Raw genomic sequence first — 24041 nt, 5'->3', positions numbered from 1 at the left:
TTTTTCCATGGAGTAAGAAATTGTCCCGCCATTCGATTCTGCATAAAGCCATCCTGTCGGCGCTGTACGGCGCCGGCGCCCTGTCCTCCCTGCCAGCCTTCGCCCAGACCGCCAACGGCGACATGACCGTGGTGAACGTGGTCGGCTCGCGCCGCGCCACCAGCTCCACCACCGACACCGTGGCCCCGATCGACGTCATCCCGCTGTCGAAAGCCAGCGAGCAAGGCGCCCAGTTCGACCTGGCGCAGGTACTGACCTTCATCTCCCCATCGTTCAACTCGACCCGCCAGACCGGCGCCGACGGTGCCGACCTGGTGGACTCCGCCGCCCTGCGCGGTCTGAGTTCCGACCAGACCCTGGTGCTGGTGAACGGCAAGCGCCGCCACACCTCCGCCCTGGTCAACATCTTCGGCGCGCGCAACCGCGGCGCCACCGGCACCGACATGAACTCCATCCCGGTGATGGCGATCAAGGACGTGCAAGTGCTGCGCGACGGCGCCGCCGCCCAATACGGCTCCGACGCGATTGCCGGCGTGATGGATATCGGCCTGAAAAAGAACGTGGGCTGCGAATCGGCTATCGGCTACGGCCAGTACGGCGCCGGCGACGGCAAGAACTGGCTGGCATCGGCCTACTGCGGCTTCGCCGTGGCTGGCGGCACCGTGGGCATCACCGGCGAATACCTGGACCGCGGCCGCTCCAACCGCGCCGAACCGGGCAACCCGCGCACCATTGGCGACTCCAAGTCCGAAAACCAGACCGTCTACGTGAACGGCGAAATCCCGGCCGGCCCGGGCCGCGTCTACTTCACCGGCGGCGTGCAGCAGCGCGACGCATCGAGCGGCGCCTGGGCGCGCAACGGCGAAGACGACATCCCATCGCGCAATTCCGCCGCCATGTACCCGAACGGCTTCGTCCCGTTCATCGATGGCGACCTGGATGACCGCTACGCCATCGTCGGCTTCAAGCAGAAGATCGGCGAATGGAATGCCGACATCTCGCAAACCTATGGCTACAACCGCCTGAAGTACAACATCAGCAACACCCTGAACGCCTCCATCGCCAACCTCGACCTGCTCAAGGGCGGCAAAGGCGTCAGCAAGAGCGAATTCGATGCGGGCGGCTTCTCCTTCCAGCAATCGACCACCAACTTCGACATGAACCGCTACTTCGAAGGCCTGGTGGGCGATGGCCTGAACGTGGCATTCGGCGCCGAATACCGCGCCGAGAAGTACAAGATCTTCGCCGGCGAACCAGGCTCATACATCGACGCCGACGGCGCTGGCGGCGGCAATGCCGGCAGCCAGGGCTTCCCAGGCTTCCAGCCGGGCGACGTGACCAACGCCAAGCGCCACAGCAGCGCCGCCTACATCGACCTGGAAGCGGACATCAGCAAGAACACCAAGCTGCAGGGCGCCCTGCGCTGGGAAAAGTTCAGCGACTTCGGCTCCACCGTGACCGGCAAGATCGCCGGCAGCTACCGCCTGGCTGATCCAGTGCTGCTGCGCGGCTCCGCCTCGACCGGTTTCCGCGCACCGTCGCTGCAGCAGGCATACTTCTCCTCCACCTACACCGACTTCGTGGGCGGCGTACCGACCGACATTTCGATCACCCCGGCCGTAGGCCCGGTAGGCAAGGTCGCCGGCCTCGATCCGCTGAAGGAAGAGAAATCGCGCAGCTTCACCCTGGGAGCGACCTGGACTCCGAATAGCGACTTGTCGGTGACGGCCGACCTGTACCGCATTAAGATCAAGGACCGCATCGTACTGTCCGGCCTGTTCGACGAATCGAACTACCCTACCCTGGCCGCCAAGCTGGCGACCCTTGGCGTGGGCGGCGCGCAATTCTTCGTCAACTCGGTCGACACCAAAACCCAGGGCCTGGACCTGACCGCCTCACACAAGTCCACCGTGTTTGGCAACAAGCTGACCAGCTTCCTGGCCATGAACTTCAGCAAGACCGAAGTGACCGACATCCACGCCCCGGCCGCACTGAAAGGTTACGAAGACGTGCTGCTGTCCGAACGTGAGCGCCTGTTCCTGGAACAAGGCGGACCGCGCCGCAAGGCAACTTTGGGCTTCGACTACGCCACCGGCCCGCTCGAGACCAGCTTCAAGATCATCCACTTCGGCCCGCAGACCCTGGGCACCTGGAGCGGCACCGCATCCGGCGTAGCGAACCAGAAGTACGAAGCGAAGACCTCGGCCGACCTCGGCTTCACCTACGCGTTCATGAAGAACGCCAAGCTGAGCTTTGGCGCCGCCAACATCTTCGACGTCCACCCGACCCCGCAAGACCCGAACGAAACCGACAACGGCTTCAAGTACGAGTCCGTGCAGTTCGGCCTGAACGGCGTCTCCTACTTCACCCGCCTGCACGTCAAGTTCTAAGCCCACCACGCCCAGCCGAGCCCGTGTCCCACCCTGGGGTCACACCCCAGATGAGACACGGACTCTTCCACACGACACATGAGCCCGTGTCTCACTTAGGGTGTGACCCCAAGGTGGGACACGGGCTCATGCATTGGGATTGATTTAGCGCAAAGTCTCCTCCGTTTTTTTGATGCATGGTGGAATTACTTTCCACTCGGAGGAGGTTGTTATGGCTGCGATGACGATCCACCTGGCAGGTGATGTGATTTCGGCGATCGCCAAATGGGCGCCGATGGAGCATATGTCGGCGGAGGAGTTTATCCTCTGCGCCGTGTCGGAAAAATGCGATAAGGCGAGCGCACTCGAAGAGGCGGAGCGCTTCTGGCAGCAGCTGGCGGCGCCGCTGCCCGTCAACAGTTAAGGCTGCAGCACCGCCAGTTCGGCACTCATATTCGCAATCGCCATGGCGGTGTAGTTGTCGGTGAAGAAGGGGTCGGCGAACAGGGTGCCCGCTTCGGCTTTGCCGCGCAAATGGGCCAGGATCTGGGCGCGCTGGCTGTTGTAGCGCTCCACCGGCACGTGGGCGTATTCGGCGCGGATGCCTTGGGCGTATGCCTGGTACACCTCGGCTTCCTGCCCTAGGATCGCCAGGTCCACCGACAGCATGGTGTCTTTCAACGGGTGCACAATGCTGGCGCCCTGGAAGTGGTCGGTGGCGCGGATCAGGGTTGCTACTTCTTCGGCGCGCACGGCATCCAACTCAAGGGCGCTGCCCAGCCACAGGCGGGCGCTGGCTTCTTCATTCGTGACATCGCCGGCGCCGTGGGCATACACCGCGTCATGGAACCAGAAGGCGGCTTTGACCAAGGTCACGTCAGCCGGCGTGGCGCCGGTATTGGCTGCCCAGGCGCGGATTTCGGCCAGGCCGTGCACCAGGTGGTCGAGGTTGTGATAGTGGCGGTCGGCGCCGCCGTAAGCTGCTTCGCCGGTCAGGCGCTCGAACCATTCGGCCGAGTGCGGGCGTTCGCGCCACAGGCTGTCCCATTCCTTGCGCAGCCAGGCCAGGATCCAGGCCTGGTAAGCCGGTGCGGGGACGAATTTCTTCATCGTCCAGTTCCAGCCCACTGGGCCTTCCAGTGCCTTGACGAAGCTGGAACTCACCGAGCCCAGGTCGCGCGGCGGCATCACGAACAGCGTCTTGGAACCGCCAATCACTTCCACATTGGTTTGCTGGATCAGGTTTTCGTAGTCGAAATCGGCGGTGCTGCGGATGCCGCGAATCAGGTAGTCAACGCCATTGCGCTTGGCTACGCGCGCGGTGTATTCGCTCTTCACGATCTGCACGGAGACGTTGTTCCAGCCACGCTCGGCGCAGCTGGCCAGCACGATGGCCTTGCGTTCCTCAGCGGTGAACTTGGGCGCCTTGGTGGAGTTCTCGGACAGGAAGACCACCACTTCCTCCGCGATCGAACGCGCTTCGCCAATGACCCACATATGGCCGTTGGTGATGGGGTCCAAAGTCCCCGAGAAACCGATCTTCTGCATGCCCTGCTCCGAATGTCGAAAACGACATTCTAGCTCGGCGCAAACTCCACCGTCACTTTCAGGCCGCCAAGGCGTTCGGAGGCGTCCAGCGCCAGCTTGGCGCCATGGCGTTCGGCGATGGCGCGGATGATGGCCAATCCCAGCCCGCTGCCCTGGGCTTCGCTGCCCGGCACGCGGTAGAAGCGGTTGAAGACGCGCTCGCGTTCTTCCGGCGGGATGCCGGGGCCGCTGTCCTCGACCACCAGCCGTGCGCCCGCGCCTGCGGCCGGGGCCAGCACCGACACGTCCACCGTGCCGCCAGCCGGGGTGTATTTCACGGCGTTGTCGACCAGGTTGCGCAAGAGGATCAGCAAAGCATCGCCCTGTCCCTGCACGGTGGCTTCATCGGCCTGTTCCAGGCCCAGGTCGATTTCGCGCGACTGCGCCGAGCCGGCCATGTCGCCGACAGCGCGCTTGGCCAGTTCGGTCAGGCTGACCGGCTCCAGCTTGGCGTCCGCCGCTTCGGTGCGGGCCAGCACCAGTAGCTGCTCGACCAGGCGCGAGGCGCGTTCCACGCCGGCCGACAGGCGGCCAATCGCGACGTCGCGGGCTTCGTTGCAGTCGGCGCGGGCCAGGCTGAGGATTTGCAGCTTGAGCGCGGCCAGCGGTGTACGCAGCTCGTGCGCAGCGTCGGCCACGAAGTTCTGCTGCGCCTCGAAGGCGGTTTCGACGCGCTTGAACAGCAGGTTCAATTCCTGCACCAGCGGACGCACTTCGTCCGGCAGGTCGGCATCGGAAACTTCGGATAAATCGTCGGCCTTGCGCACGGCCAGTTGCCGCTGCACGCGCGCCACCGGCGCCAGCGAGCCGGATACCACCCACCACACCACCAGCATCAGCACCGGCGCCATCAGCGCAATCGGGCCGACAGTACGCAGCGCCAGCGTGCCGGCCATGCGCTTGCGCACGGCCAGGTCCTGCGCGATCTGGATGGTCTGGGTTGCGGTCTGCGCGGAGAACACGCGGTAAGTCGTGCCATTGGCGCGCACGTTGGAGAAGCCCAGCACCGCGCGCTGCGGCAGTTCGGCGCGCGACAGCGAGCGGAACACCTGGATGCCGTCCGGCGTCCACACCTGCACCACCATCTCGTCGTTGCCGGGATCATTGGGGTCGGTGTTGCCGGTGGCGGCCATTGGCGCGTTGGAGCGCAACGACATGGCCATCTGCTGCATGTGGTAGTCGAAGATCTGGTCGGCGTCGTTCAGCGCCGAGCTGTAGGCGATCATGGCCTGCGCCACGGCGGCCATGGTGATCGCCGCCAGCAGGAACCATAGCAGGCGCCCACGCAGCGAGTGCGTGACGTTGACCTTCGGGACCGCCATCATCATTGTTTCGGCACCATGTAGCCGAGGCCGCGCACGTTCTGGATCAAATCCGCACCCAGCTTCTTGCGCAGGCCGTGGATATACACTTCGACCGCGTTGGAATTGACTTCATCCTTCCAGCTGTACAGCTTTTCCTCCAGCTGGGCGCGCGACAGCACGATGCCGGGACGTGCGATCAGCGCTTCCAGCACGGCCCACTCGCGGGCCGACAGGTTGACCGGCTGGCCGTTGGCAATCACTTCGCGCGTTTGCGGATTGATCGACACGCCCTTGTGCTCGAACACCGGCTCGGCGCGGCCGGCGGCGCGCCGCAGCAAGGCGCGGATGCGGGCCAGCAGCTCGTCCAGGTCGTAGGGCTTGAGGACATAGTCATCGGCGCCGGCATCCAGGCCGGCAATGCGCTGTTCGACCGCGTCGCGCGCGGTGGCGACCAGTACCGGGGTCAGTTCCTTGCGGGCGCGCATCGAGCGCAGGACTTCCAGCCCGTCTTTCTTGGGCAGGCCCAGGTCCAGCAGCACCAGGTCGTAGGTCTGGGTCTGCAGGGCCGTGTCGGCCATGGCGCCATCCTTGACCCAGTCGACGGCGTAGTGCTCTGCCCTCAGCAGATCGAGCACTACCTCGCCGATCATCGTGTCATCTTCTACCAGCAGGAGGCGCATTACGTATTACCTTTCTTGTTTTTGTTAGCCGAGGCGCACCGGGATAAAGATGCGGTCCTCGCCGCGCTGGATCAGCAGCGCTACCGATTTAGTGGATTTTGCCACGAGGTCGCGTACTTCGTTCACAGAATTGACGGCGCGGCCGTTCACCGACAGCAAAACGTCGCCCGGCTGCACACCGGCGCTGGCGGCGGCGCCGCCGGCGTCTTCGATCAGCAGGCCGGATGCCAGGCCGGATTCACGGCGCTCCATCGGGTCCAGCTGGCGCAGCGCCAGGCCGAGACGCAGCTTGCTGGCTGCCTCATCGTTCTGCACGGCAGCCACGTTGCGGTCGGCGGCATTACCCAGCTTGCCTTCCAACGTGACGTTTTTGCCCTGGCGCCAGACTTCCAGCGTGACTTTATCACCCGGCATGGCCAGGCCAACCATGGCAGGCAGATCGCCGGAGGCGACGATCTTCTGGCCATTCATCTTGCGGATCACGTCGCCCGCCTTGAGGCCGATCTTGTCGGCCGGGCCGCCGCGCTCCACGTTCGACACCAGCGCGCCTTCCGGCGAATCGAGGTTGAAGGAATCGGCAAAGCCCTGGTTCACTTCCTGCACCATGACACCGAGGCGGGCGTGCACCACTTTGCCGGTCGCGACCACCTGATCGCGGATACGGGTCGCCACGTCGATCGGGATCGAGAACGACAGGCCCTGGTAACCGCCGCTCTGGCTGTAGATCTGCGAGTTGATGCCGATCACCTCGCCCTTGGTGTTGAACAGCGGGCCGCCCGAGTTGCCTGGGTTGATCGCCACGTCGGTCTGGATGAAGGGCACGTTCGAATCGTCCGGCAGCGAGCGGCCTTTGGCGCTCACCACGCCGGCGGTGACGGTGTTTTCCAGGCCGAACGGCGAGCCGATGGCCAGCACCCACTCGCCCACCTTCACGTCGCCGGAACGGCCCAGCGGCACCACCGGCAGGTTCTTGGCGTCGATCTTCAGCACGGCGACGTCGGTTTTCGGGTCGGAGCCCAGCACCTTGGCGCGGAATTCGCGGCGGTCGGTCAGCTTGACGGTCACCTCGCTGGCGTCGCGCACCACGTGCGCATTGGTCAGGATGATGCCGTCGGCGCTGACGATGAAGCCGGAACCGACGCCGTGCGAAGGCACCGGCGCGCCGCCGCGGCCGCGCTGGCCGGGGATCTGGAAGCGGCGGAAGAATTCATAGAAAGGATCGTTTTCAGCATCCGGATCGCCGCGGAACTGCGCCTTGGTGCTGCCGGTGGTGCTGATGTTCACCACGGCCGGACCATTGCGCGAAGCGATCACGCTGAAGTCCGGCAGGGAGATCATCGGCGCGGGCACGGGCGCCGGGGCGCCCTGGGCGGCGTTGGCCGGGGCGCTAATGACGGCTTGCGGGGCGGCGAAGGCCTGGCTCTGCTGGACAGCAATGGCTGCACCGGCACCGACAACGCCGGCGGTAGCCAGGGCAAGGAACATGGTGGTGGTGTTGCGCATGATTCGACTCCTGAAGAAAATGCTTTTCTCAACGGCTCCAATATGCGGGATGAAACTTAGACGCGTCTTAACGCAGAAAAGGCCGGAAATCCGGCCTTTTTCATAGGAGCAAGCGACGCTTACGCAGCGGCTTTTTGTTCCAGTGCGGCGTGGTTGACGACGCCGTCGATGGCGATCTTGCGCGCTTTCAGCGCTTCAGGGATCTCGCGCACCAGTTCAATGGTGAGCATGCCGTTATCGAAGGACGCGCCGGTCACCTTCACATGGTTGGCCAGCTGGAAGCGCTGTTCGAAGTCGCGGGAAGCAATGCCACGGTGCAGGTAAGTCTTTTCCTGGCCGTCTTTCTGCTTGCGGCCGACAACGACGAGGGAGTCGCGCTCGGAGGTGATATCGATTTCGCTACGGTCAAAGCCTGCCAGCGCCATCACGATACGGTACTGGTCTTCGGACACCAGTTCGATATTGTATGGAGGGTAGCTTGGCTGGTCGCCGCGATGCGAGTCATTCAGCATCTGGGCCAGGCGGTCGAAACCGATGGCGGAACGATACAGTGGAGTCAGGTCAAAAGTACGCATTTTCATATCCTTTCAAGGTTAAGCGATATAAGGTCCTGCGGCCCCCATCTGGGCAACCGCTGAATCCGATATAGGAGCCCCCAAGCGGATTTCAAGAGATTTTTTTGACGTTACTTTCCGAAACAATCCGCCCTACCCCGCGTGCTAAACTCGCCCGTCGCACTTTCCACGTTGAAATAAATGAAACTGTTCACCAAATCTGCCATCGCCCTGCTGCTGGGCGCCGCCTTCACTGCCCACGCCGGCCAGCCGATTCCTGCCCCGCAGGACCAGGCCTACCCAGGCACCATCGTGATGAAGGTTGATGCCTCCAACACCGCCCAGAATATCTACCGCATCCAGCAGACCATCCCGGCCAAGCCAGGCAAAATGACCCTGCTGTTCCCGCAATGGGTGACCGCGCAGCACGGCCCGACCGGTGCCCTGAACCAGTTTGCCGGCTTCAAGGTCAGCGCCAATGGCAAGACCCTGTCCTGGCGCCGCGATAACGTGAACGTGTACGCCTTCCATATTGAAGTACCGGCAGGCGCCAAATCGATCGACGTGGAATACCAGCACCTGGCGCCGACCGAAGCCGCACAGGGCCGTACCTCGATCACCCCGGACATGCTGGGCATCCAGTGGCAGTCGATGACCATGTACCCGGCCGGCTATGCCACCCGCCGCATCCCGATCCAGACCACCCTGACCCTGCCGGCCGGATGGCAGTACGGTTCCGCGCTGGAAGAAGCCGAGCGCCAGGGCGACGTGGTGACCTTCAAGACCACCGACGTGGAAACCTTCGTCGACTCGCCGCTGTTCGCCGGCCGTCACTTCAAGCGTTTCGACCTCGACCCGGGCGCCAAGCGCAGCGTGCACCTGAACGTGGTGGCGGATACCGCCGAAGCGCTGGAAGCCAAGCCTGAACACATTGAGCTGCACCGCAACCTGGTCAAGCAAGCCTACAAGCTGTTCGGCTCCCAGCACTTCAAGCATTACGACTTCCTGTTCGCGCTGAGCGAGGAATTCGGCCGCGTGGGCCGCGAGCACCACCAGTCCAGCGAAAACGCGCTGAAGACCGACTACTTCACCGACTGGGCCAAGACCGAATCGGACCGCGGCCTGCTGCCGCACGAATTCACCCACTCCTGGAACGGCAAGTTCCGCCGCCCGAAAGGCCAGGATGTGCTGAACTTCAACCAGCCATTGCAGAACGACCTGCTGTGGGTGTACGAAGGCCAGACCACCTACCACGGCCAGGTGCTGGCCGCGCGCTCGGGCCTGATGAAGTCCTCCAGCATCAAGGACAGCATCGCCGCCACCGCCGCGCGCTACAGCATCATGAAGGGCCGCGACTGGCGCTCGGTGCAGGACACCACTTACGACCCGATCATCAACGCGCGCCGCGCCATCCCATGGTCGAACTACCAGCGCAGCGAAGACTACTACAACGAAGGCTCGCTGATCTGGCTGGACGTGGACACCAAGATCCGTGAACTGTCGGGCGACAAGCGCTCGCTGGACGATTTCGCCGTCAAGTTCTACGGCGTGGAAGACGGCCGCGTGGAAGCCCTGCATTACACCTTCGACGACATCGTCAAAGTGCTGAACGCCGTGCAGCCGCACGACTGGGCCACCTTCCTGCGCACCCGCACCGAGGAACTGGGCCCAGCCCCGCTGGACGGCATCACCCGCGCCGGCTACAAGCTGGTGTTCACTGAGAAGCAAACCGACTACCTGAAGGCGTCGGAAGACCGCAACAAGTCGGCCGACTTCACCTACTCGCTGGGCTTCAACGTAGGCGCCGAAGGCAAGATCGAAGGCATCCAGTGGGAAGGCATCGGTTTCAAGGCCGGCCTGTCGGGCAATACCACCCTGCTGGCAGTGAACGGCCGCGCCTACAAGGCGGAAGCGCTGCGCAAGGCCATCACCGAGGCGAAGACCAGCAAGAAGCCGATCGAACTGCTGGTGAAACGCGGCCAGCAATACCGCACCATCGCGCTGGACTACTACGAAGGCCTGAAGTACCCGCGCCTGGAACGCATCGAAGGCACGCCTGACCGCCTGGAAGCGATCCTCGCTCCACGCCAGTAATCGCCTCTCACTGCGGGCGCGCTACGGTGCGCCCGCTGTCCCCCGCCGGCGCTACAGTGGGCGCATGTATACCGTCTACACCTGGGCCACGCCCAATGGCCGCAAGCCGCTCATCTTGCTGGAGGAACTAGGCTTGCCGTACGAGGTTGAGCCCATCAACCTGCGCGAACACGAGCAGTTCACGCCAGCCTTCCTGGCCATTTCGCCCAATAACAAGATTCCCGCCATTCGCGACGGTGCGCTGACCCTGTTCGAAAGCGGCGCCATTCTGACCTATCTGGCGGAGAAGCACGAGCGCTTCCTGGCGCCGTCAGGACCGCAGCGCTACCGCACCTTGCAATGGCTGTACTGGCAAGTAGCCGGCCTTGGCCCGATGCTGGGACAGCTTGGCTTCTTCGAGAAGCAGGATGCTGCCGTGGCCAAGGAGCACTTCAGCGCCGAAGCGGAACGCTTGCTGAATGTGCTAGACCGTGCACTGGCGGGCAACACCTTTGTCGCGGGCGACCATTTCACTATTGCCGATATCGCCTGCTATCCCTGGACGCAGGCCGCTGCGGGCCACCTCGGCCTGAACCTGGGCGGCAAGCCCGCCGTGCAGCGCTGGCTGGAACAGGTTGGCAGCCGCCCGGCGGTCGAACGGGCCATGGCCTGGCAACCGGCTACTCCCTGAGGTAGCGCGCGCTCCAGGCGGCGATCAGGTTCGCCACGTACACCGCGTCTTCCCGGCTGGTCAGCAGGTGGTCGGCCGTATCGAGTGAAATAAAGCTCTTCGGATGCTTGGCCGCGCTAAAGATTTCCAGCGCATTATTGATACCCACCGTCGTATCGCCCGGTGCATGCATGACCAGCAAAGCCTTGCGCATGCTGGCGATCTTGTTGCGCAAGCTGTTTTCCGCCACATCCTCCAGGAACTGGCGCTTGATGCGGAACGGCCGCCCCGCCAGCTGCACCATCGCCTCGCCGTGCGCGGTAATGGTATCAATCTGCTCGCCGAACAGGTGGGTAACGTGCACCGGATCGCTGGGCGCGGCAATTGTCACCACCGCCTGCGCCTCGGGCACGCTGCCGGCAAAGGCCAGCGTGGCCGCACCACCCAGGCTATGCCCGATCAGGATACGCGGCGCCTGGAACTCGCGCCGCAGGAAGTCGGCGGCGGCGCGCAGGTCCGCCACGTTGGATGAGAAATTAGTATTGGCGAAGTCGCCTTCGCTGGCGCCCAGGCCCGTGAAGTCGAATCGCAGCACCGCAATGCCATGCTCAGTCAGCGCCTGTGCGATGCGGCTCGCCGCAAACACGTCCTTGCCGCAGGTGAAGCAGTGCGCGAACAAGGCATAGGCGCGCGCCGTTTGATCGGGCGCATCGAGGCGCGCCGCCAGCATCTGGCCGTCGGCGCCGGGGAATTCCAGTCGTTGTGCATACATGGGACGCTCCCTTCATTTGCGCCACATCATACGCTGCTTTTGGCAAGCCTACCCGCCCTCGACCAATCGGCCCAGCGCCGCCTGCAATTGCTCACCCATACGCTCCAGGTCAGCCGCCGCATCGTGCAGCGCGCTGGTTTCGCCATGCGTCATGTGTGCCAGGATCTGGCGCGCCAGCTCATGCTGGCCCTGGTGCAGGCGGTAAGCGATTTTCACCAGCTCGCTCGCCTGCGGGCGGTGCAGCGCTTCCTCCAGCCACATGTCGAGCCGGCACTGCTCCTCGATAAAGGATGGCATGGGCTGCGCATCGCTGCGGATGTAGTCGAGCAAAGACCTGATCCAGGCCTGGTGCTCGACGCTTGCCACCAGCAGCTGGGCGCTATTGCGGTCCAGCACCCGGCAGCCCGCCAGCCCTTCCGGCAAGCGCCACTGGGTGGCCCAGGCAATCATCTGCTGCGGCGGCATCGGGCGGGCGATGCCGTAGCCCTGCCCCATCAGGCATCCCATCTGCACCAGCATGCGCGCGTGCTCGATGCTTTCCACACCCTCGGCAATGACTTCGCGCTTGAAGGCGGCGGCCATGCCCAGCACGCCCTCCAGGATCGCCAGGTCGTCCGAGTCGACCAGCATGTCGCGCACGAAGCTCTGGTCGATCTTGATGCGCCGGGCCGGCAGCTGCTTCAGGTACAGCAGCGAGGAATAGCCGGTGCCGAAATCGTCCAGCGCGAAAGGCACGCCCAGTGCGGCGCATTCGGTGATGGTGCGCGAAACGTGGCCGATGTCTTCCAGCGCGCTGGTTTCCAGCACTTCCAGCTTGATGCGCCCCATGCCCACGCGCGGGTTGGCCTGCAGCTTGGCGCGCAAACGCTCGACGAAATCGTGCTCCTGCAGTTTGGGGCTGCTCATGTTGACGCTGATGGCGACGTCCAGGCCTTCGTCCAGCCAGCACTGGTGCTGCCGCAAGGCTTCGTCCAGCACCCAGTTGTCCAGCGAGGCGGCCATCGGATGGCCTTCGATCAGCGGCAGGAATTCGGCCGGCGGCAACAGGCCGCGTTCGGGATGCTGCCAGCGGATCAGCGCCTCCACCGAATTGAGTTCGCCTGTCTGCAAGTGCACGATCGGCTGGTAGTGCAGCACGAACTCGCGGCGGGAAATGGCAAGCGAGATTTCCGCCAGCGGGCCGCTTAGCTGCGCCTCGGACGGCTGCAAGTCTTCACCGAATAGCGCGTAGCGGTTCTTGCCCAGGGTCTTGGCGCGATACATGGCCTGGTCGGCCTGGCGCATCAGCTGGTCGGCATCGATATCGACCGCTTGCGGATAGACCGCCACGCCAATGCTCCCGGTCACGCGCAGGGTCTTGCGTTCGACCACCACCGGTGCCGCTACCGCTTCCAGCAGGCGCACCACCATTGGCATGAAATCGGCGACGTTCTGCAAGTCGTCCAGCACCACCACGAACTCGTCGCCGCCCAGGCGGCACACGGTGTCGCATTCGCGCGTGGCGTGCGTCATGCGCGAGCCCAGCGCCACCAGCAGTTGGTCGCCGTACTCGTGCCCCAGTTCGTCGTTGATGGCCTTGAAGCCGTCCAGGTCCAGGTAGGCCACTACCAGGCGGCTGCCACGGCGGCGCGCCTGCGCCATGCCGTGCTGCAGGCGGTCCGCCAGCAGGCGCCGGTTCGGCAAGCCAGTCAGCGGGTCGTAATGGGCAATGCGGTCCAGGTGCTGCGCCTGCAAGGTTTGCTTGGTGATGTCGGAGAAAATGCCGACGTAGTTGAGCGCCTTGCCGCGCGCGTTGCGGATGCCGGTAATGGTCAGTCGTTCCACATACAGCTCGCCCGATTTGCGGCGGTTCCAGACTTCGCCCTGCCAGAAGTTATCGTTCAGCAGGCGCTCCCACATCCCGTCGTAGAACTCCTTGTTCTGGCGACCGGAACTCAACATGCTTGGGTTGCGGCCGACTGCCTCGGCCCGCGTGTAGCCGGTAATTTTTTCGAAGGCGCCGTTGACATCGATGATGGTGGCGTCGGCGGCGGTGATCATGATGCCCTCGCCCGCGTGCAGGAAAACGCTGGCGGCGAAGCGCAGCTTTTCCTCGTTGCGCTTGCGCTCCGTGACGTCACTCAGCGTGCCCGAGGTGCCGACCACGCTGCCATCCGGCGCCATGGTCAGGCGCGCAAATACTTCCACCCAGCGGAAACTGCGGTCGCGGTGCAGGTAGCGGATCTCGTGGCGGCAGTATTCGCTTTCGCGTTTGATCAGCGGCAAAAAGCGCTGCTGGTTGAGCTTGCGGTCTTCCGGCCACAGGAAGTTGAGGAAGGGCTTGCCCAGGCTGTCCTGCACTTTATGCCCGGTCAACTCCTCCCAGGCCGGGTTGAGGAAAGTCCAGCGGCCGACAGCATCGGTCTGGAACACCACCTCTTTGAGGTTGTCCAGCACGGACTCGGCCAGTTTGGCACGCTCGCCAGGAGTGGGTAGGGATAGTTGATGAGGCATGCGGCGATTATGGCGAAGCGCTCACCGAAAAAACTTGCCCTAGATCAAATTTGGGGCGAATTGCTATCGGAATGAAATAATTCATTGATTCTCATGCGATTAGTTCGGATGCGATTGACTTTGCCTGCAGCAAGCCTATACTGCACACATCGCATACGATTTAAACGGATGCGAGCAACTCAAACCAACCGATATAGGAATGCACCATGAGCAAAATCACCCAAGTCCTGGCTACCGGCAAAACCCGCACCACTGGCACTGACGCCGCCGTTTTCTCGGGCAACCACGAGGGCAAACTGGACATCCACCTGACCGCGCCGGGCAACAACGCAGTCCGCGTGCACCACTTCAACGCGATTGAAGCGCACCCGACCGCCGAGCAGCTGTTTGCCGGCGCCTGGTCGGCGTGCTACAGCGCCGCCGTCGGCCTCACCGCCAAGCAGCTGAAAGTGGCGCTGCCAGCCGACACGACCGTGGAAATCGAAGTCGACCTGGGCCTGGGTGGGCATGAATACTTCATCCAGGCGCGCCTGACCCTGTTCGCGCCAGGCATCGACCGCGAAGTCGCGCTGAAGATCGCCCACGGTGCCGACGCCATCTGCCCGTACTCCAAAGCAACCAAGGGCAATATCGACGTCGTGCTGAACGTGGTAACTGACTGATGTCAGGTGGGAGGCGACGGGTCCAGCACATCCGATTGGATCGCGTCCGCGTGGTATAGTCGGCCCATCGACCTCCCCCTTTTTATCATGAGCAGCGAATCCCCATCCCGGCTGGCAGACTTTCTCTGTTTCGCGATCTACTCGGCCAACCTCACCTTCGGCAAGGCCTACAAGCCGATCCTCGATGAGCTCGGCTTGACGTACACCCAGTTCATTACCTTGGTGGCGCTGCATGAGGAAGGCGGCCAGACCGTCGGCGGCCTGGGCGAGAAGCTGTTCCTGGAATCCAATACCCTGACGCCGATCCTGAAGAAACTCGAAAGCCAGGGCTACGTCACCCGCCAGCGCGACAGCGCCGATGAGCGCCAGGTGCGCGTCAGCCTGACCGAGGCCGGCCACGCGCTGCGCGAAAAGGCTTTCAGCGCCAGCCTCGCCACCGCCTGCGACCTGACGCCCGACGAATTCGCCGCCACGCGCGACGCCGTCCTCAAGCTGCGCAACAACCTTGCAAGGTCGCTCGGGAAATAGCTAGCGATGCGCGGAGAGACGCGCCGCCGCGAAGTCGATAAAGCGACGCACCCGGCTCGGCATGTCCGTCCGCTGGGCATAATACAGATAGAGCCCCATACGCTCGCTTGTGCTGCTGGCTAAGAGCGGTACAAGTGTTCCTGCGCGCAGTTCTGCGGTCGCGTTAATGCTATCGGTTTGACCAATGCCTATGCCATTCAGCACGGCATGCATCTCGGCCTCAGGATCGCTGCAGCAGACAATAAAGTCCATCGACCGATAGGAAATCTCGCCATCGACCTGGAATTCCCAGGGCACAGGCCGCCCGGTTCCAGGCTGCCGATAGCCGATGCACCGATGCCTGGCCAGGTCATCGATGCTTTGCGGGGCGCCGTGCTTTGCCAGGTATTCCGGCGTGGCGCACACCACCAGCCGGATTGGAAACAGCCAGCGCGATACCACCTGAGCGGTTGGAGCGTTGCCGGCCTTGAAGCCGAGGTCGATGCGCTCGCCAACGGTATCGGTACTGCGGTCCTCGAGCACCAGGTCGAAGGTCACACCAGGATGAAGCTGGCTGAACTCCGCCACCAGAGGCATCAAGACCTTCCGCCCTACCGCACCACCGGCACTGATCCGTATCAAGCCCTGGTCGCCCTTAGCCGAATTCCTGACGCGGTTTAACGCGCCAGCAAAGCCCTCCATGCTGGCACGCACGGAGTCGAGCAATAACTGCCCGTCTTCGGTTAGCGTATTTTTCCGCGTCGTCCGGTGGAACAACCGCACGCCGAGATAGTGCTCGAGTTGGCGGACGGTCTTGCTGACCGCTTGCGGCGTGGTGCCCTGGGCGGTAGCTGCCTTGTTAAAGCTGCCGAGTTCAGCTGCCCGGATAAAAGTTGAGATCGCGCGAAGTTCGTCCATACCGCGAAGTCTAGCATTAGCAACTCCAGGTTGTTAGTGAAGTCACCTGGCTGTAACTACCGGGTGTTTCATGCTTTCCCTAAAGTGGTCCATGTCAACCGACACACCAATCAACCACCGAAGGAGATTCAACATGAACACCATCGATAAAGACCTGGCTGGCCGCGTAGCTGTTGTCACTGGCGCATCGAGCGGAATGGGCCGTGCGACCGCCCTGCTGCTGGCGTCCCGTGGGGCGAAAGTCGCGCTGCTCGCCCGCCGCAAGGATGCCCTGGACGCACTCGCTGCAGAGATCCGGCAGCAAGGTGGCGAAGCAATCGCCCTGGTCACCGACGTGACCAACCAGGCATCCGTCGAAGCAAGCGCAGCCGCCGTACGCAAGGAGTTGGGCAATGCGGACCTGGTATTTAACAACGCCGGGTTGATGCTGCCAGGCGCCATCGGCTCCCAGCCACAACATGAATGGGAATCGCAGATCGACCTTAACGTTACCGGCGCCATGCGCGTGATCCAGGCCTTTATCCCGCAAATGGAAGAAGCTGCGGCGCAAGGCAAAGTCGTTGACCTGATCAACACCTCGTCCATCGCAGGCCAGTACGTGTTCGGCTACTTCGCCGTGTATTCCGCCACCAAGGCGTTTGTCAGCCACTTAACGCGCCACCTGCGCGTGGAACTGGGCCCGAAAAACATCCGCGTATCGGTCATCGAACCAGGTATCACGGAGACGGAACTGCAAAGCCACTTCACCTTCCAGGGCGCAATCGACTGGCTGGAGAATGCGTCCAAGTCGATTGACTTCCTCAAAGCCGAAGACATTGCGGCCACCGTCGGCTTCATTGTCTCCATGCCTAAGCACGTGAACATGCAGCAAATCGTCATCATGCCAACCAAAGAAGGCATCTGATGGCATAGCCCCCGCGATCACGCAAACAAGCCCTGCAGATACCAGCGGGTTTCCTCGGTGCCGGGCGTGCGCTCGCGGTAGACCCAGTAGTAGGCGTTGTCCTCGCCCTCCGCGATGAAATAGTCGCGGCTCTGGGTTTCGCTCCACCAGCCGGCTTCGATACGCTCGGCGGTGGAGACCATGCGCAGGCATGAGCCGTAGAAAGGCCGGTGGTCGCGCATCAGCAGCTGGATCGGCTTGGGCAGCATGAATGCCGGGCGCGGCAAGGCGCGTGGCGGCAGTTGCGCGGTCACGTCGGCCGGACGCACTTTCTCGTGCAGCGGCACCCAGCGGTTGGCCACTTCGGGCCGATGGTCGGCCTTGGGGTAGGCTTGCAGCACATTCTCCGCGCCCAGGCGCGCCACCAGCACTTCGAACAGGCGCTGGCGGTCCTGCGGGCTGCCGCCCGGTTCGGGGAACAGGGAGTCGCTGAGCGGGGCCATGGGTTCGACCTCAGGCGCTTCCAGCACCAGGCCGATCACCGGCGCGACCAGCTCGAGCTTGCCCAGGCGTTCCTTCAGCAGGCGGATGATGTGCTCGTCGCGCCAGGTAGCTTCGGCCAGCACCACTTCGACCGGCGTGGGTGGGCAGGCTTCGCGGCCGCGTTCGTGCTCGAGCAGCAGGCGGATGCGCACTACCGCGAACTGGTGGGCACATAGCCAGCCGGTCATCTGCTGCAGCAAGCGAATGGCGCCGGCTAATAGCAGGTCAGCGTTTTCGATGCGGCCGAACAGTTCCAGCTTGGCTTTGAAGCTGTGCGGTGCGGCCAGCCATTCGTGCAGCTCAGGCACCAGGCCCTGCGCGGCATCGAGCATTTCCAGCACTTCACTGCCGCAGCGGCGTTGCAGGCCGGGACGCGGCAGGCGCAGCAAGTCGCCGATGCTGAGGCAACCGATGCCGTCCAGCCAGCGCTGGTGGCGCTGCAGGGGCGTCAGCAGGCCGACCGGCAGGCATTGCAACTCGCGCTGCAGGCTGTCCAGCTTGAGGGTGCGGCCGCCGCCATTGCGCGCCAGCAGCCAGGCGCCGCGTGCGGTCGGCGCCACGCCCAGCACGCCGGTGAAACCGAGTTTTTGCAGGTTGTCCCGCACCAGGCGGCACAGGCGGCGGATGCCGCCGAACAGGCGCAGGCTGGCGCCCACGTCCAGCAGCAGGGCGGCGCCCTCCCCTTGCGCCACTTGCGGCGTGTATTGCAACATGGCCAGGGCCACCGCGTGCAGGGCTTCCTGCTCCTGCTGCGGGGCGCGCTCGTGCATCTGGGCTTCGGGCGCCAGCATCAGGGCGCCGCTACGGCGCATGCCGGGCCGCACGCCCATCTGCTGGGCGAGGCGCGACACGGCCAGCACGCCTTCCTGCTCGATCACGACGCTGCACTGGTCAGCCGACCAGTTCGGACAGAATACTTCGAGCGGCAAGCGGGGCAGGTACAGGGCGATCCACAGACGCATGGCGTTGCAACAAGGTTGGGGTTAATGGGAGGAACAGCGGCGTGTCGCGCTGCGGTCCCCGGCGTTTGATGAATTCGATCGTGATGCCGCCCGGCGCGGGGCGCAGCGCCAGCCGCAGCGGCGCCGGGGAGGAATCCTGGGCGGCGGCGATTGGGCGCATCAGGATGAACAGCGTTTCGCCGCATTGGGCGGCCAAGTGCAGGCGGCGCAGCGCTTCGGTGCGGATGTGCTGCTGCCACAGCAGCACGGCGCCGCAGCTGCCGCTACGCAGGATTTGCTCGGCGGCCCACAGGCTGTCGCCAGCCTTGCCGGTGTTGCGGATCCACAGCAGTTGCTGTTGTGGCAAGTCGAGGCCGAGGGTTTGCGGGTTGTAGGGCGGTTGCACCAGCGCCACAGGCAGCGTCTGGCTGGCCAGCGGGGCTTGCAATAACCGCATCTCGCCGATGCCAGGTTGCTGGAGTAGCAACTCCGTCAGCGCGCCCAAGGGCCAGCCGCCCCCGGGCAGTTGGTGGGAGAAGACGGGGATGCCGGTATCCACGCATGGCGTGGTGCCACGCGTCAGGCGCGAGGCTAGCCAAAGGGCGGGATGTAGGGGTTGGGGGTCGAGGAGCGCCATAGGAGAAATACTGTATATGCATACAGTATAATCCTAGGCACGGTGGGAGAAAACCTCTTTCAGCGTTTGCGCATCCAGCACCGCCTCGCTCCACAAAAACCGGCAAATAATCGCTGCCTGATAGAATCGGCAATATTGCCAACTTTCATCCAACCTGCCATGCAACAGATCGGCGCCGTTCTCTTTGCCCTCGCTTTATTACACACCTTCAGCGCGAAATCGTTCGAACGGCTCGCGCATCGTTTTCCGCGGCATGGCGGCTTGCTGCATCTGCTGGGCGAGGTGGAAGTGGTGTTCGGGTTTTGGGCGATGGTGCTGCTGGTGGTGATGGCGTTTGTGGCCGGGCCGCAGAACGCGATCGCTTATGCGGAGACGCAGCAATACACTGAGCCGCTGTTCGTGTTCGTGGTGATGGTCGTGGCAGCCTCGCGGCCGGTGCTGGATTTCGTGCAGCGGTTGATCGACCTGCTGTCCGGCGGGCGTCCGCTGCTGCAGGCGTGGCTGGGACTCGCACTGGTGCCGCTGGCCGGATCGCTGATCACCGAGCCGGCGGCGATGACGCTGGCGGCGCTGATGCTGGCGCCGCAAATTTTCCGCGAAGGTGTGCCGGAGTGGCGGAAGTACGCGGCACTGGGCGTGCTGTTCGTCAACGTCTCGATTGGCGGCACGCTGACCGCCTACGCCGCGCCGCCGGTGCTGATGGTGGCGGGCACCTGGCAATGGGACTCCGCCTTCATGGCCGCCAATTTCGGTTGGAAAGCTGCGCTGGCGGTACTGGTCAACGCGAGCGCGGTCACCTGGCTGCTGCGCGGGCAATTGCGCAACGGCGGCTCGCCGGCACAGGCGGAACGGGCGCCGGCGCCGTTGTGGACCAGCATGATCCACCTGGCTTTCCTCGCTGCAGTGGTGGTGCTGGCCCATCATCCGGTCTTGTTCCTTGGCCTGTTCCTGTTCTTCCTCGGCTTCACCACCGCGTATCCCAAGCACCAGTCGCCGCTGATCCTGAAGGAAGCCTTGCTGGTCGGCTTCTTCCTGGCCGGGCTGGTTGTGCTGGGCAGCATGCAGCAATGGTGGCTGCAACCGATAGTCGAAGGCTTGCAGCCACTGGCTCTCTTCTTCGGTGCACTCGGCCTGACGGCCATCACCGACAACGCCGCCCTCACCTATCTCGGTTCGCTGATTGACGGCATCACACCGCAAGCCCAATACATGCTGGTGGCAGGCGCCGTTGCCGGCGGTGGCCTGACGGTCATCGCCAACGCGCCCAACCCCGCCGGTGTTGCCTTGCTGCGCAAAGGATTCCGCGATGAATCAATCGGCGCGCTCGGCCTGCTGGCCGGAGCCCTTGCGCCGACTGCCGTTGCGGCACTCGCGTTCTTCTTGTAGCGCGCGCCCCGCTGCTGCTGCTTGCGCTATTCTGGCCTCACCCGTTCACACCAATGAGGAGAGGCAGAATGAGCTATCTAGACCGCGACACACTTGGCATCTATCGTGACCGCGACGATAACGATGGACCAGGCCCACGCCTGATGGGCGCCGATACCCTGATGGGCGAAGACGTCTATAACCGTCAGGAAGAAGACCTGGGCGATATCAAGGAAATCATGCTCGACATGCAGACCGGCCAGATTGCCTATGCTGTGCTGTCGTTCGGCGGCGTGCTGGGCATGGGCGACAAGCTGTTTGCCGTGCCATGGCAGGCATTGCAACTCGACACCGTCAACAAGCGCTTCGTGCTTGATTGCAGCAAGGAGAAACTGGAGAATGCTCCAGGCTTCGACAAGGACCGCTGGCCCGATATGGCCGATCCGGAATTCGGCACCGAGATCCACAACTTTTACGGCACCACCCAGAGCGGCATGCGCACCTCGACCGGTAGCGTGATGGGCTCCGGCACCTGCACCATGCAAAGCGGCTCGAGCGGCAGCTACAGCGGCGACAAGGGCAACTACTAATTGGCAGAAATTGACCGCTTTCTGTCAGCACTGAACTCCACGTAAGACAGACAATCGGCTGGTCATCCACTAGCCGATTGCCTGCCATGCGTACGCTGATTGCCCTCCTGCTGTTTGCCCTTTCTTGCGCCCAAGCGGGCGAACTGCCGACGTACCAGCCGCGTCCCGGCCACGAACGCCCCATCATTGCCGTGATCGGCGACAGCGTGTCGACCGAGATCACCGATTTCCTGATCCCCTACGGCGTCCTGCAGCGGGCCGATGCGGCACAGGTGCTGGCTGTTGCGGTCGAGGGTGCGAGCATTGCCATGAATACGGGCGTACGCGTGCTGCCGGACCTGGATATGGCAGCTTTCGACCAGCGCTATCCGGAAGGCGCCGATTACGTCATCGTACCGGCCATGCGCCGTGCGCAATACGAGCCGATGCTGGCGTGGCTAAAGGCCCAGGCGGCTAAAGGCGCCAGCGTGGTCAGCATCTGCGACGGCGCGCTGGTGGTCGCCAACAGCGGCTTGCTGGACGGCCGGCGCGGCACCGCGCATTGGGCCACCCACGATCACCGAGTGGAGAAGTACCGTGCTACCGAATGGCTGTCCAACGTGCGCTTTGTAGCCGACGGAAAGATGATCTCCAGCGCCGGCATCAGCGCGGCCTTGCCAGTCTCGCTGGCCCTGGTCGAAGCGATCGCCGGACAGCCAAAAGCCGCAGCCGTTGGCGCCAGCCTCGGGGTCAGCGACTGGAGCAGCAAGCACGATAGCGGCAGCTATGCGCCGAAATTCGGCCGCAACCTGAACGTCTGGCTGACCCATTTCACCGACCAGTGGTTCCATTCGCCGCGAGCGGTTGGTTTGCCGGTCTCCGCCGGCTTCGACGAAATCGCCCTGGCCTACACCAGCGACGCTTACACGCGTACCCATCGCAACCGCGTACTGACAGTTGCAGCCGACAACGCGCCGCTGGCCAGCCGCCACGGCCTGAAGCTGCTGCCCGACCGCGTAGTCGGCGGCAGCGAAACGCCGGCTGCCATGCTGCCAGCCGGTGATAGCACGCTGCACCAGGTACTGGCGCGCATCGCCGCGGAATTCGGCGAACGCACAGCCCACCGCATAGCACTGGAATTCGAATACCCGGGCTACCCGGCGCAGTAAAATGGGGGCATGCCGCCGACCCGCCCATGCCGTATCGTCCTTCTCGCCTACCAGGACATGAACCTGCTGGACCTGACCGGTCCATTGCAAGCTTTCGCCAGCGCCACCCGCCGCCATTCCGCCGACGGGTCGCCGCTGTATGAAACCATCGTGGCTTCCGCCGAGGGCGGGCTGGTGGCCAGCAGCGCCGGCCTGGCAGTCATGACGGTGCCGCTCACGGCGCTCGACGGCCTCGATATCGACACCCTGCTGGTAGCGGGCGGCTGCGCCGGCGACACCTACTTCGCCCCGCCCGCGCTGGTGGACTGGATCCGTCTGCGCGCGCCGATGGCAAGGCGCGTGGCATCGGTCTGCACCGGCGCCTTCATGCTGGCTGCCGCCGGCCTGCTCGACGGGCGGCGGGCGGCGACGCACTGGGAATGGGTGGCACGCCTGCGGCGCCTGCACCCGCAAGTGCAGGTAGATGAAGACAAGATATACGTCCGCGACGGCCAGCTATGGTCGTCAGCCGGTGTCAGCGCGGGCATCGACCTGGCGCTGGCCTTGATCGAGGATGATTACGGCCACCGCGTCGCCATCGAAACCGCACGGCAGATGGTGGTGTTCATGAAACGCGCCGGCGGGCAATCGCAGTTCAGCGCTCCGCTCAGCGCCCAAGCGCGTGAAAACGGCCGCTTTGCGGGCTTGCACGCGTGGATGGCGGCCAACCTGGATAACGACCTGCGGGTGGAACGCCTGGCGGAGCAGGCTGGAATGGGCGCACGCACCTTTGCGCGGACTTATGTGGCGCAAACCGGCTGCACTCCGGCCGCCATGGTGGAAACCATGCGGCTGGAGGCGGCGCGGCGGGCGCTCGAAGAGTCGGAACAGCCGATCAAGGCAATTGCGGCGGCGACCGGCCATGGCACGGAGCAGAACCTGCGCCGCGTGTTCCTGCGGCGCCTGGGCACAACACCTGGCGACTACCGCAAGTGCTTTAGCGCTGCATCGACTCCCACACTTTCATCAGGCGCTTGACGGAGACCGGCATCGGTGTCCGCAGCTCTTGCGCGAACAGCGAAACGCGCAGCTCTTCCAGCATCCAGCGGTACTCGACCAGCTTCGGGTCGGTGTTCTTGCCGGCGGACTTGTCGCGCATCAGGCGCTGGTACGGCGCGGCAGCCTGGTTCCATTCGGACATGGCCTTGGTGTCGCGCGCCGCATCGGCACGCAATTTTTCCAGCCGCACATTCATAGCCTTCAGGTAGCGCGGGAAATGAGACAGCTGGGAGAACTCGTTCTCGATCAGGAAGCGCTTGTGCACCAGGGCTTGCAGCTGTTGCTGCATGTCCTGCGCTACCTGCTGGTTGATGCCTTGCAGGCGCTTGGGCAGGCCGTGGTATTCGATCAGCACTTGCGAAACCAGGCGCGCGATCTCGTTCACCAGCAGGACGATACGGGACTTGCCTTCGTCCTTGCGCTTGATGAAGCTCGCTTCGTCCACCGGCAGCGGGTCCTGCAGGCAGGCGATGTCGATGGCCTTGGCGATGATCTGGTCGCGCAGCTCTTCCTGCGTGCCCATGGACATGAACTGCATGCCCATCTGCTGCAGGTTGGGGATCGATTTTTCGACGAACTTGATCTGGTCGCGCATCTGCAGCATGAACAGGCGGCGCAGGCCAATGCGGTGGGTGCGGGCGGCGACGTTGGGGTCGTCGAACACTTCCAGGTCGCAGTGGCTGCCCTTGTCTACCAGCGCAGGGAAGCCGATCAGGCTTAGCTTGCCCTTGGTGATTTCCAGCAGCTCGGGGAGCTCGCCGAATGTCCAGCTGGTGATGTTGGTGTGTTCGGCGGCGGGGCCGT

General features: G+C 63.8%; 22 protein-coding genes. 11 read left to right on the top strand and 11 right to left on the bottom strand.

Going from position 1 to position 24041, the window contains the following annotated elements; genetic code table 11:
• The first annotated feature begins 20 nt into the window (after nt 1-20).
• Entirely contained in the window at nt 21-2390 is a 2370-nt protein-coding gene (locus tag AAHE99_RS22105; protein ID WP_342119515.1) for a TonB-dependent receptor plug domain-containing protein, read from the top strand.
• Nucleotides 2391-2601: 211 nt separating this feature from the next.
• Complete coding sequence (locus AAHE99_RS22100; protein ID WP_342119514.1) at nt 2602-2793, top strand: hypothetical protein; 192 nt, start codon at nt 2602-2604, stop codon at nt 2791-2793.
• Here AAHE99_RS22100 and coaD read toward each other — a convergent pair.
• From coaD to AAHE99_RS22075, 5 genes are all read right to left on the bottom strand, one after another.
• Nucleotides 2790-3917, bottom strand: a complete 1128-nt coding sequence (gene coaD / locus AAHE99_RS22095; RefSeq protein WP_342119513.1) for a pantetheine-phosphate adenylyltransferase — start codon at nt 3915-3917, stop codon at nt 2790-2792. The genes AAHE99_RS22100 and coaD overlap by 4 nt on opposite strands.
• A gap of 29 nt (nt 3918-3946) precedes the next feature.
• Nucleotides 3947-5281, bottom strand: a complete 1335-nt coding sequence (locus tag AAHE99_RS22090) for an ATP-binding protein (protein WP_342119548.1) — start codon at nt 5279-5281, stop codon at nt 3947-3949.
• The gene (locus AAHE99_RS22085; RefSeq protein WP_342119512.1) at nt 5281-5940 is read right to left on the bottom strand and encodes a response regulator transcription factor; all 660 of its coding nucleotides are present in this window, start codon (nt 5938-5940) and stop codon (nt 5281-5283) included. The genes AAHE99_RS22090 and AAHE99_RS22085 overlap by 1 nt, the downstream gene beginning before the upstream one ends.
• A gap of 24 nt (nt 5941-5964) precedes the next feature.
• Complete coding sequence (locus tag AAHE99_RS22080; RefSeq protein ID WP_342119511.1) at nt 5965-7443, bottom strand: DegQ family serine endoprotease; 1479 nt, start codon at nt 7441-7443, stop codon at nt 5965-5967.
• 119 nt (nt 7444-7562) lie between these two features.
• On the bottom strand, nt 7563-8018 hold the full coding sequence (locus tag AAHE99_RS22075; protein ID WP_342119510.1) for an Hsp20 family protein: 456 nt from the start codon (nt 8016-8018) through the stop codon (nt 7563-7565).
• A gap of 180 nt (nt 8019-8198) precedes the next feature.
• Here AAHE99_RS22075 and AAHE99_RS22070 point away from each other — a divergent pair, with 180 nt between their 5' ends.
• Nucleotides 8199-10091, top strand: coding sequence for a M61 family metallopeptidase (locus AAHE99_RS22070; protein WP_342119509.1), 1893 nt, complete (start codon nt 8199-8201; stop codon nt 10089-10091).
• Nucleotides 10092-10155: 64 nt separating this feature from the next.
• On the top strand, nt 10156-10761 hold the full coding sequence (locus tag AAHE99_RS22065) for a glutathione S-transferase family protein (RefSeq protein ID WP_342119508.1): 606 nt from the start codon (nt 10156-10158) through the stop codon (nt 10759-10761).
• Here AAHE99_RS22065 and AAHE99_RS22060 read toward each other — a convergent pair.
• Complete coding sequence (locus AAHE99_RS22060) at nt 10751-11512, bottom strand: alpha/beta hydrolase family protein (RefSeq protein ID WP_342119507.1); 762 nt, start codon at nt 11510-11512, stop codon at nt 10751-10753. The genes AAHE99_RS22065 and AAHE99_RS22060 overlap by 11 nt on opposite strands.
• Before the next feature lie 48 nt (nt 11513-11560).
• A complete protein-coding gene (locus tag AAHE99_RS22055; protein WP_342119506.1) occupies nt 11561-14005 on the bottom strand; it encodes an EAL domain-containing protein in 2445 nt (814 codons plus the stop codon).
• A 206-nt stretch (nt 14006-14211) separates the two neighbouring features.
• Here AAHE99_RS22055 and AAHE99_RS22050 point away from each other — a divergent pair, with 206 nt between their 5' ends.
• Entirely contained in the window at nt 14212-14667 is a 456-nt protein-coding gene (locus tag AAHE99_RS22050; RefSeq protein ID WP_342119505.1) for an Ohr family peroxiredoxin, read from the top strand.
• Nucleotides 14668-14754: 87 nt separating this feature from the next.
• A complete protein-coding gene (locus tag AAHE99_RS22045) occupies nt 14755-15195 on the top strand; it encodes a MarR family winged helix-turn-helix transcriptional regulator (RefSeq protein ID WP_342119504.1) in 441 nt (146 codons plus the stop codon).
• On the opposite strand, the gene AAHE99_RS22040 is transcribed toward AAHE99_RS22045, so the two are convergent.
• The gene (locus AAHE99_RS22040) at nt 15196-16092 is read right to left on the bottom strand and encodes a LysR family transcriptional regulator (protein ID WP_342119503.1); all 897 of its coding nucleotides are present in this window, start codon (nt 16090-16092) and stop codon (nt 15196-15198) included.
• Between the two features lie 133 nt (nt 16093-16225).
• On the opposite strand from AAHE99_RS22040, the gene AAHE99_RS22035 reads away from it, so the two are divergent.
• Nucleotides 16226-16996, top strand: a complete 771-nt coding sequence (locus tag AAHE99_RS22035) for an SDR family oxidoreductase (protein WP_342119502.1) — start codon at nt 16226-16228, stop codon at nt 16994-16996.
• A gap of 17 nt (nt 16997-17013) precedes the next feature.
• Here the strand turns inward: AAHE99_RS22035 and AAHE99_RS22030 are convergent, their stop codons facing one another.
• Both AAHE99_RS22030 and imuA read right to left on the bottom strand, forming a co-directional pair.
• On the bottom strand, nt 17014-18480 hold the full coding sequence (locus tag AAHE99_RS22030; protein WP_342119501.1) for a Y-family DNA polymerase: 1467 nt from the start codon (nt 18478-18480) through the stop codon (nt 17014-17016).
• The gene (gene imuA / locus AAHE99_RS22025) at nt 18410-19096 is read right to left on the bottom strand and encodes a translesion DNA synthesis-associated protein ImuA (protein WP_342119500.1); all 687 of its coding nucleotides are present in this window, start codon (nt 19094-19096) and stop codon (nt 18410-18412) included. Before imuA ends, AAHE99_RS22030 begins: the two co-directional genes overlap by 71 nt.
• Before the next feature lie 159 nt (nt 19097-19255).
• Between imuA and AAHE99_RS22020 the strand changes: the two genes are divergently transcribed.
• From AAHE99_RS22020 to AAHE99_RS22005, 4 genes are all read left to right on the top strand, one after another.
• Nucleotides 19256-20482 carry a putative Na+/H+ antiporter gene (locus AAHE99_RS22020; RefSeq protein WP_342119499.1) on the top strand — a complete coding sequence of 409 codons (1227 nt, stop codon included), beginning with the start codon at nt 19256-19258 and terminating at the stop codon, nt 20480-20482.
• A gap of 68 nt (nt 20483-20550) precedes the next feature.
• Entirely contained in the window at nt 20551-21051 is a 501-nt protein-coding gene (locus AAHE99_RS22015) for a PRC-barrel domain-containing protein (protein ID WP_342119498.1), read from the top strand.
• Between the two features lie 86 nt (nt 21052-21137).
• Nucleotides 21138-22199: a DJ-1/PfpI family protein gene (locus AAHE99_RS22010; RefSeq protein ID WP_342119497.1), complete on the top strand. Its 1062-nt coding sequence runs from the start codon at nt 21138-21140 to the stop codon at nt 22197-22199.
• Nucleotides 22200-22208: 9 nt separating this feature from the next.
• Nucleotides 22209-23216, top strand: a complete 1008-nt coding sequence (locus AAHE99_RS22005; RefSeq protein ID WP_342119496.1) for a GlxA family transcriptional regulator — start codon at nt 22209-22211, stop codon at nt 23214-23216.
• On the opposite strand, the gene AAHE99_RS22000 is transcribed toward AAHE99_RS22005, so the two are convergent.
• Nucleotides 23176-24041: DUF3418 domain-containing protein (locus tag AAHE99_RS22000; protein WP_342119495.1), on the bottom strand; the 866-nt coding region annotated here is incomplete at its 5' end. The genes AAHE99_RS22005 and AAHE99_RS22000 overlap by 41 nt on opposite strands.

This window comes from Pseudoduganella sp. OTU4001, from assembly GCF_038440195.1.
Classification (GTDB): Bacteria; Pseudomonadota; Gammaproteobacteria; order Burkholderiales; family Burkholderiaceae_D; genus Rugamonas.
This window is presented reverse-complemented; position numbering and strand designations above follow the sequence as displayed.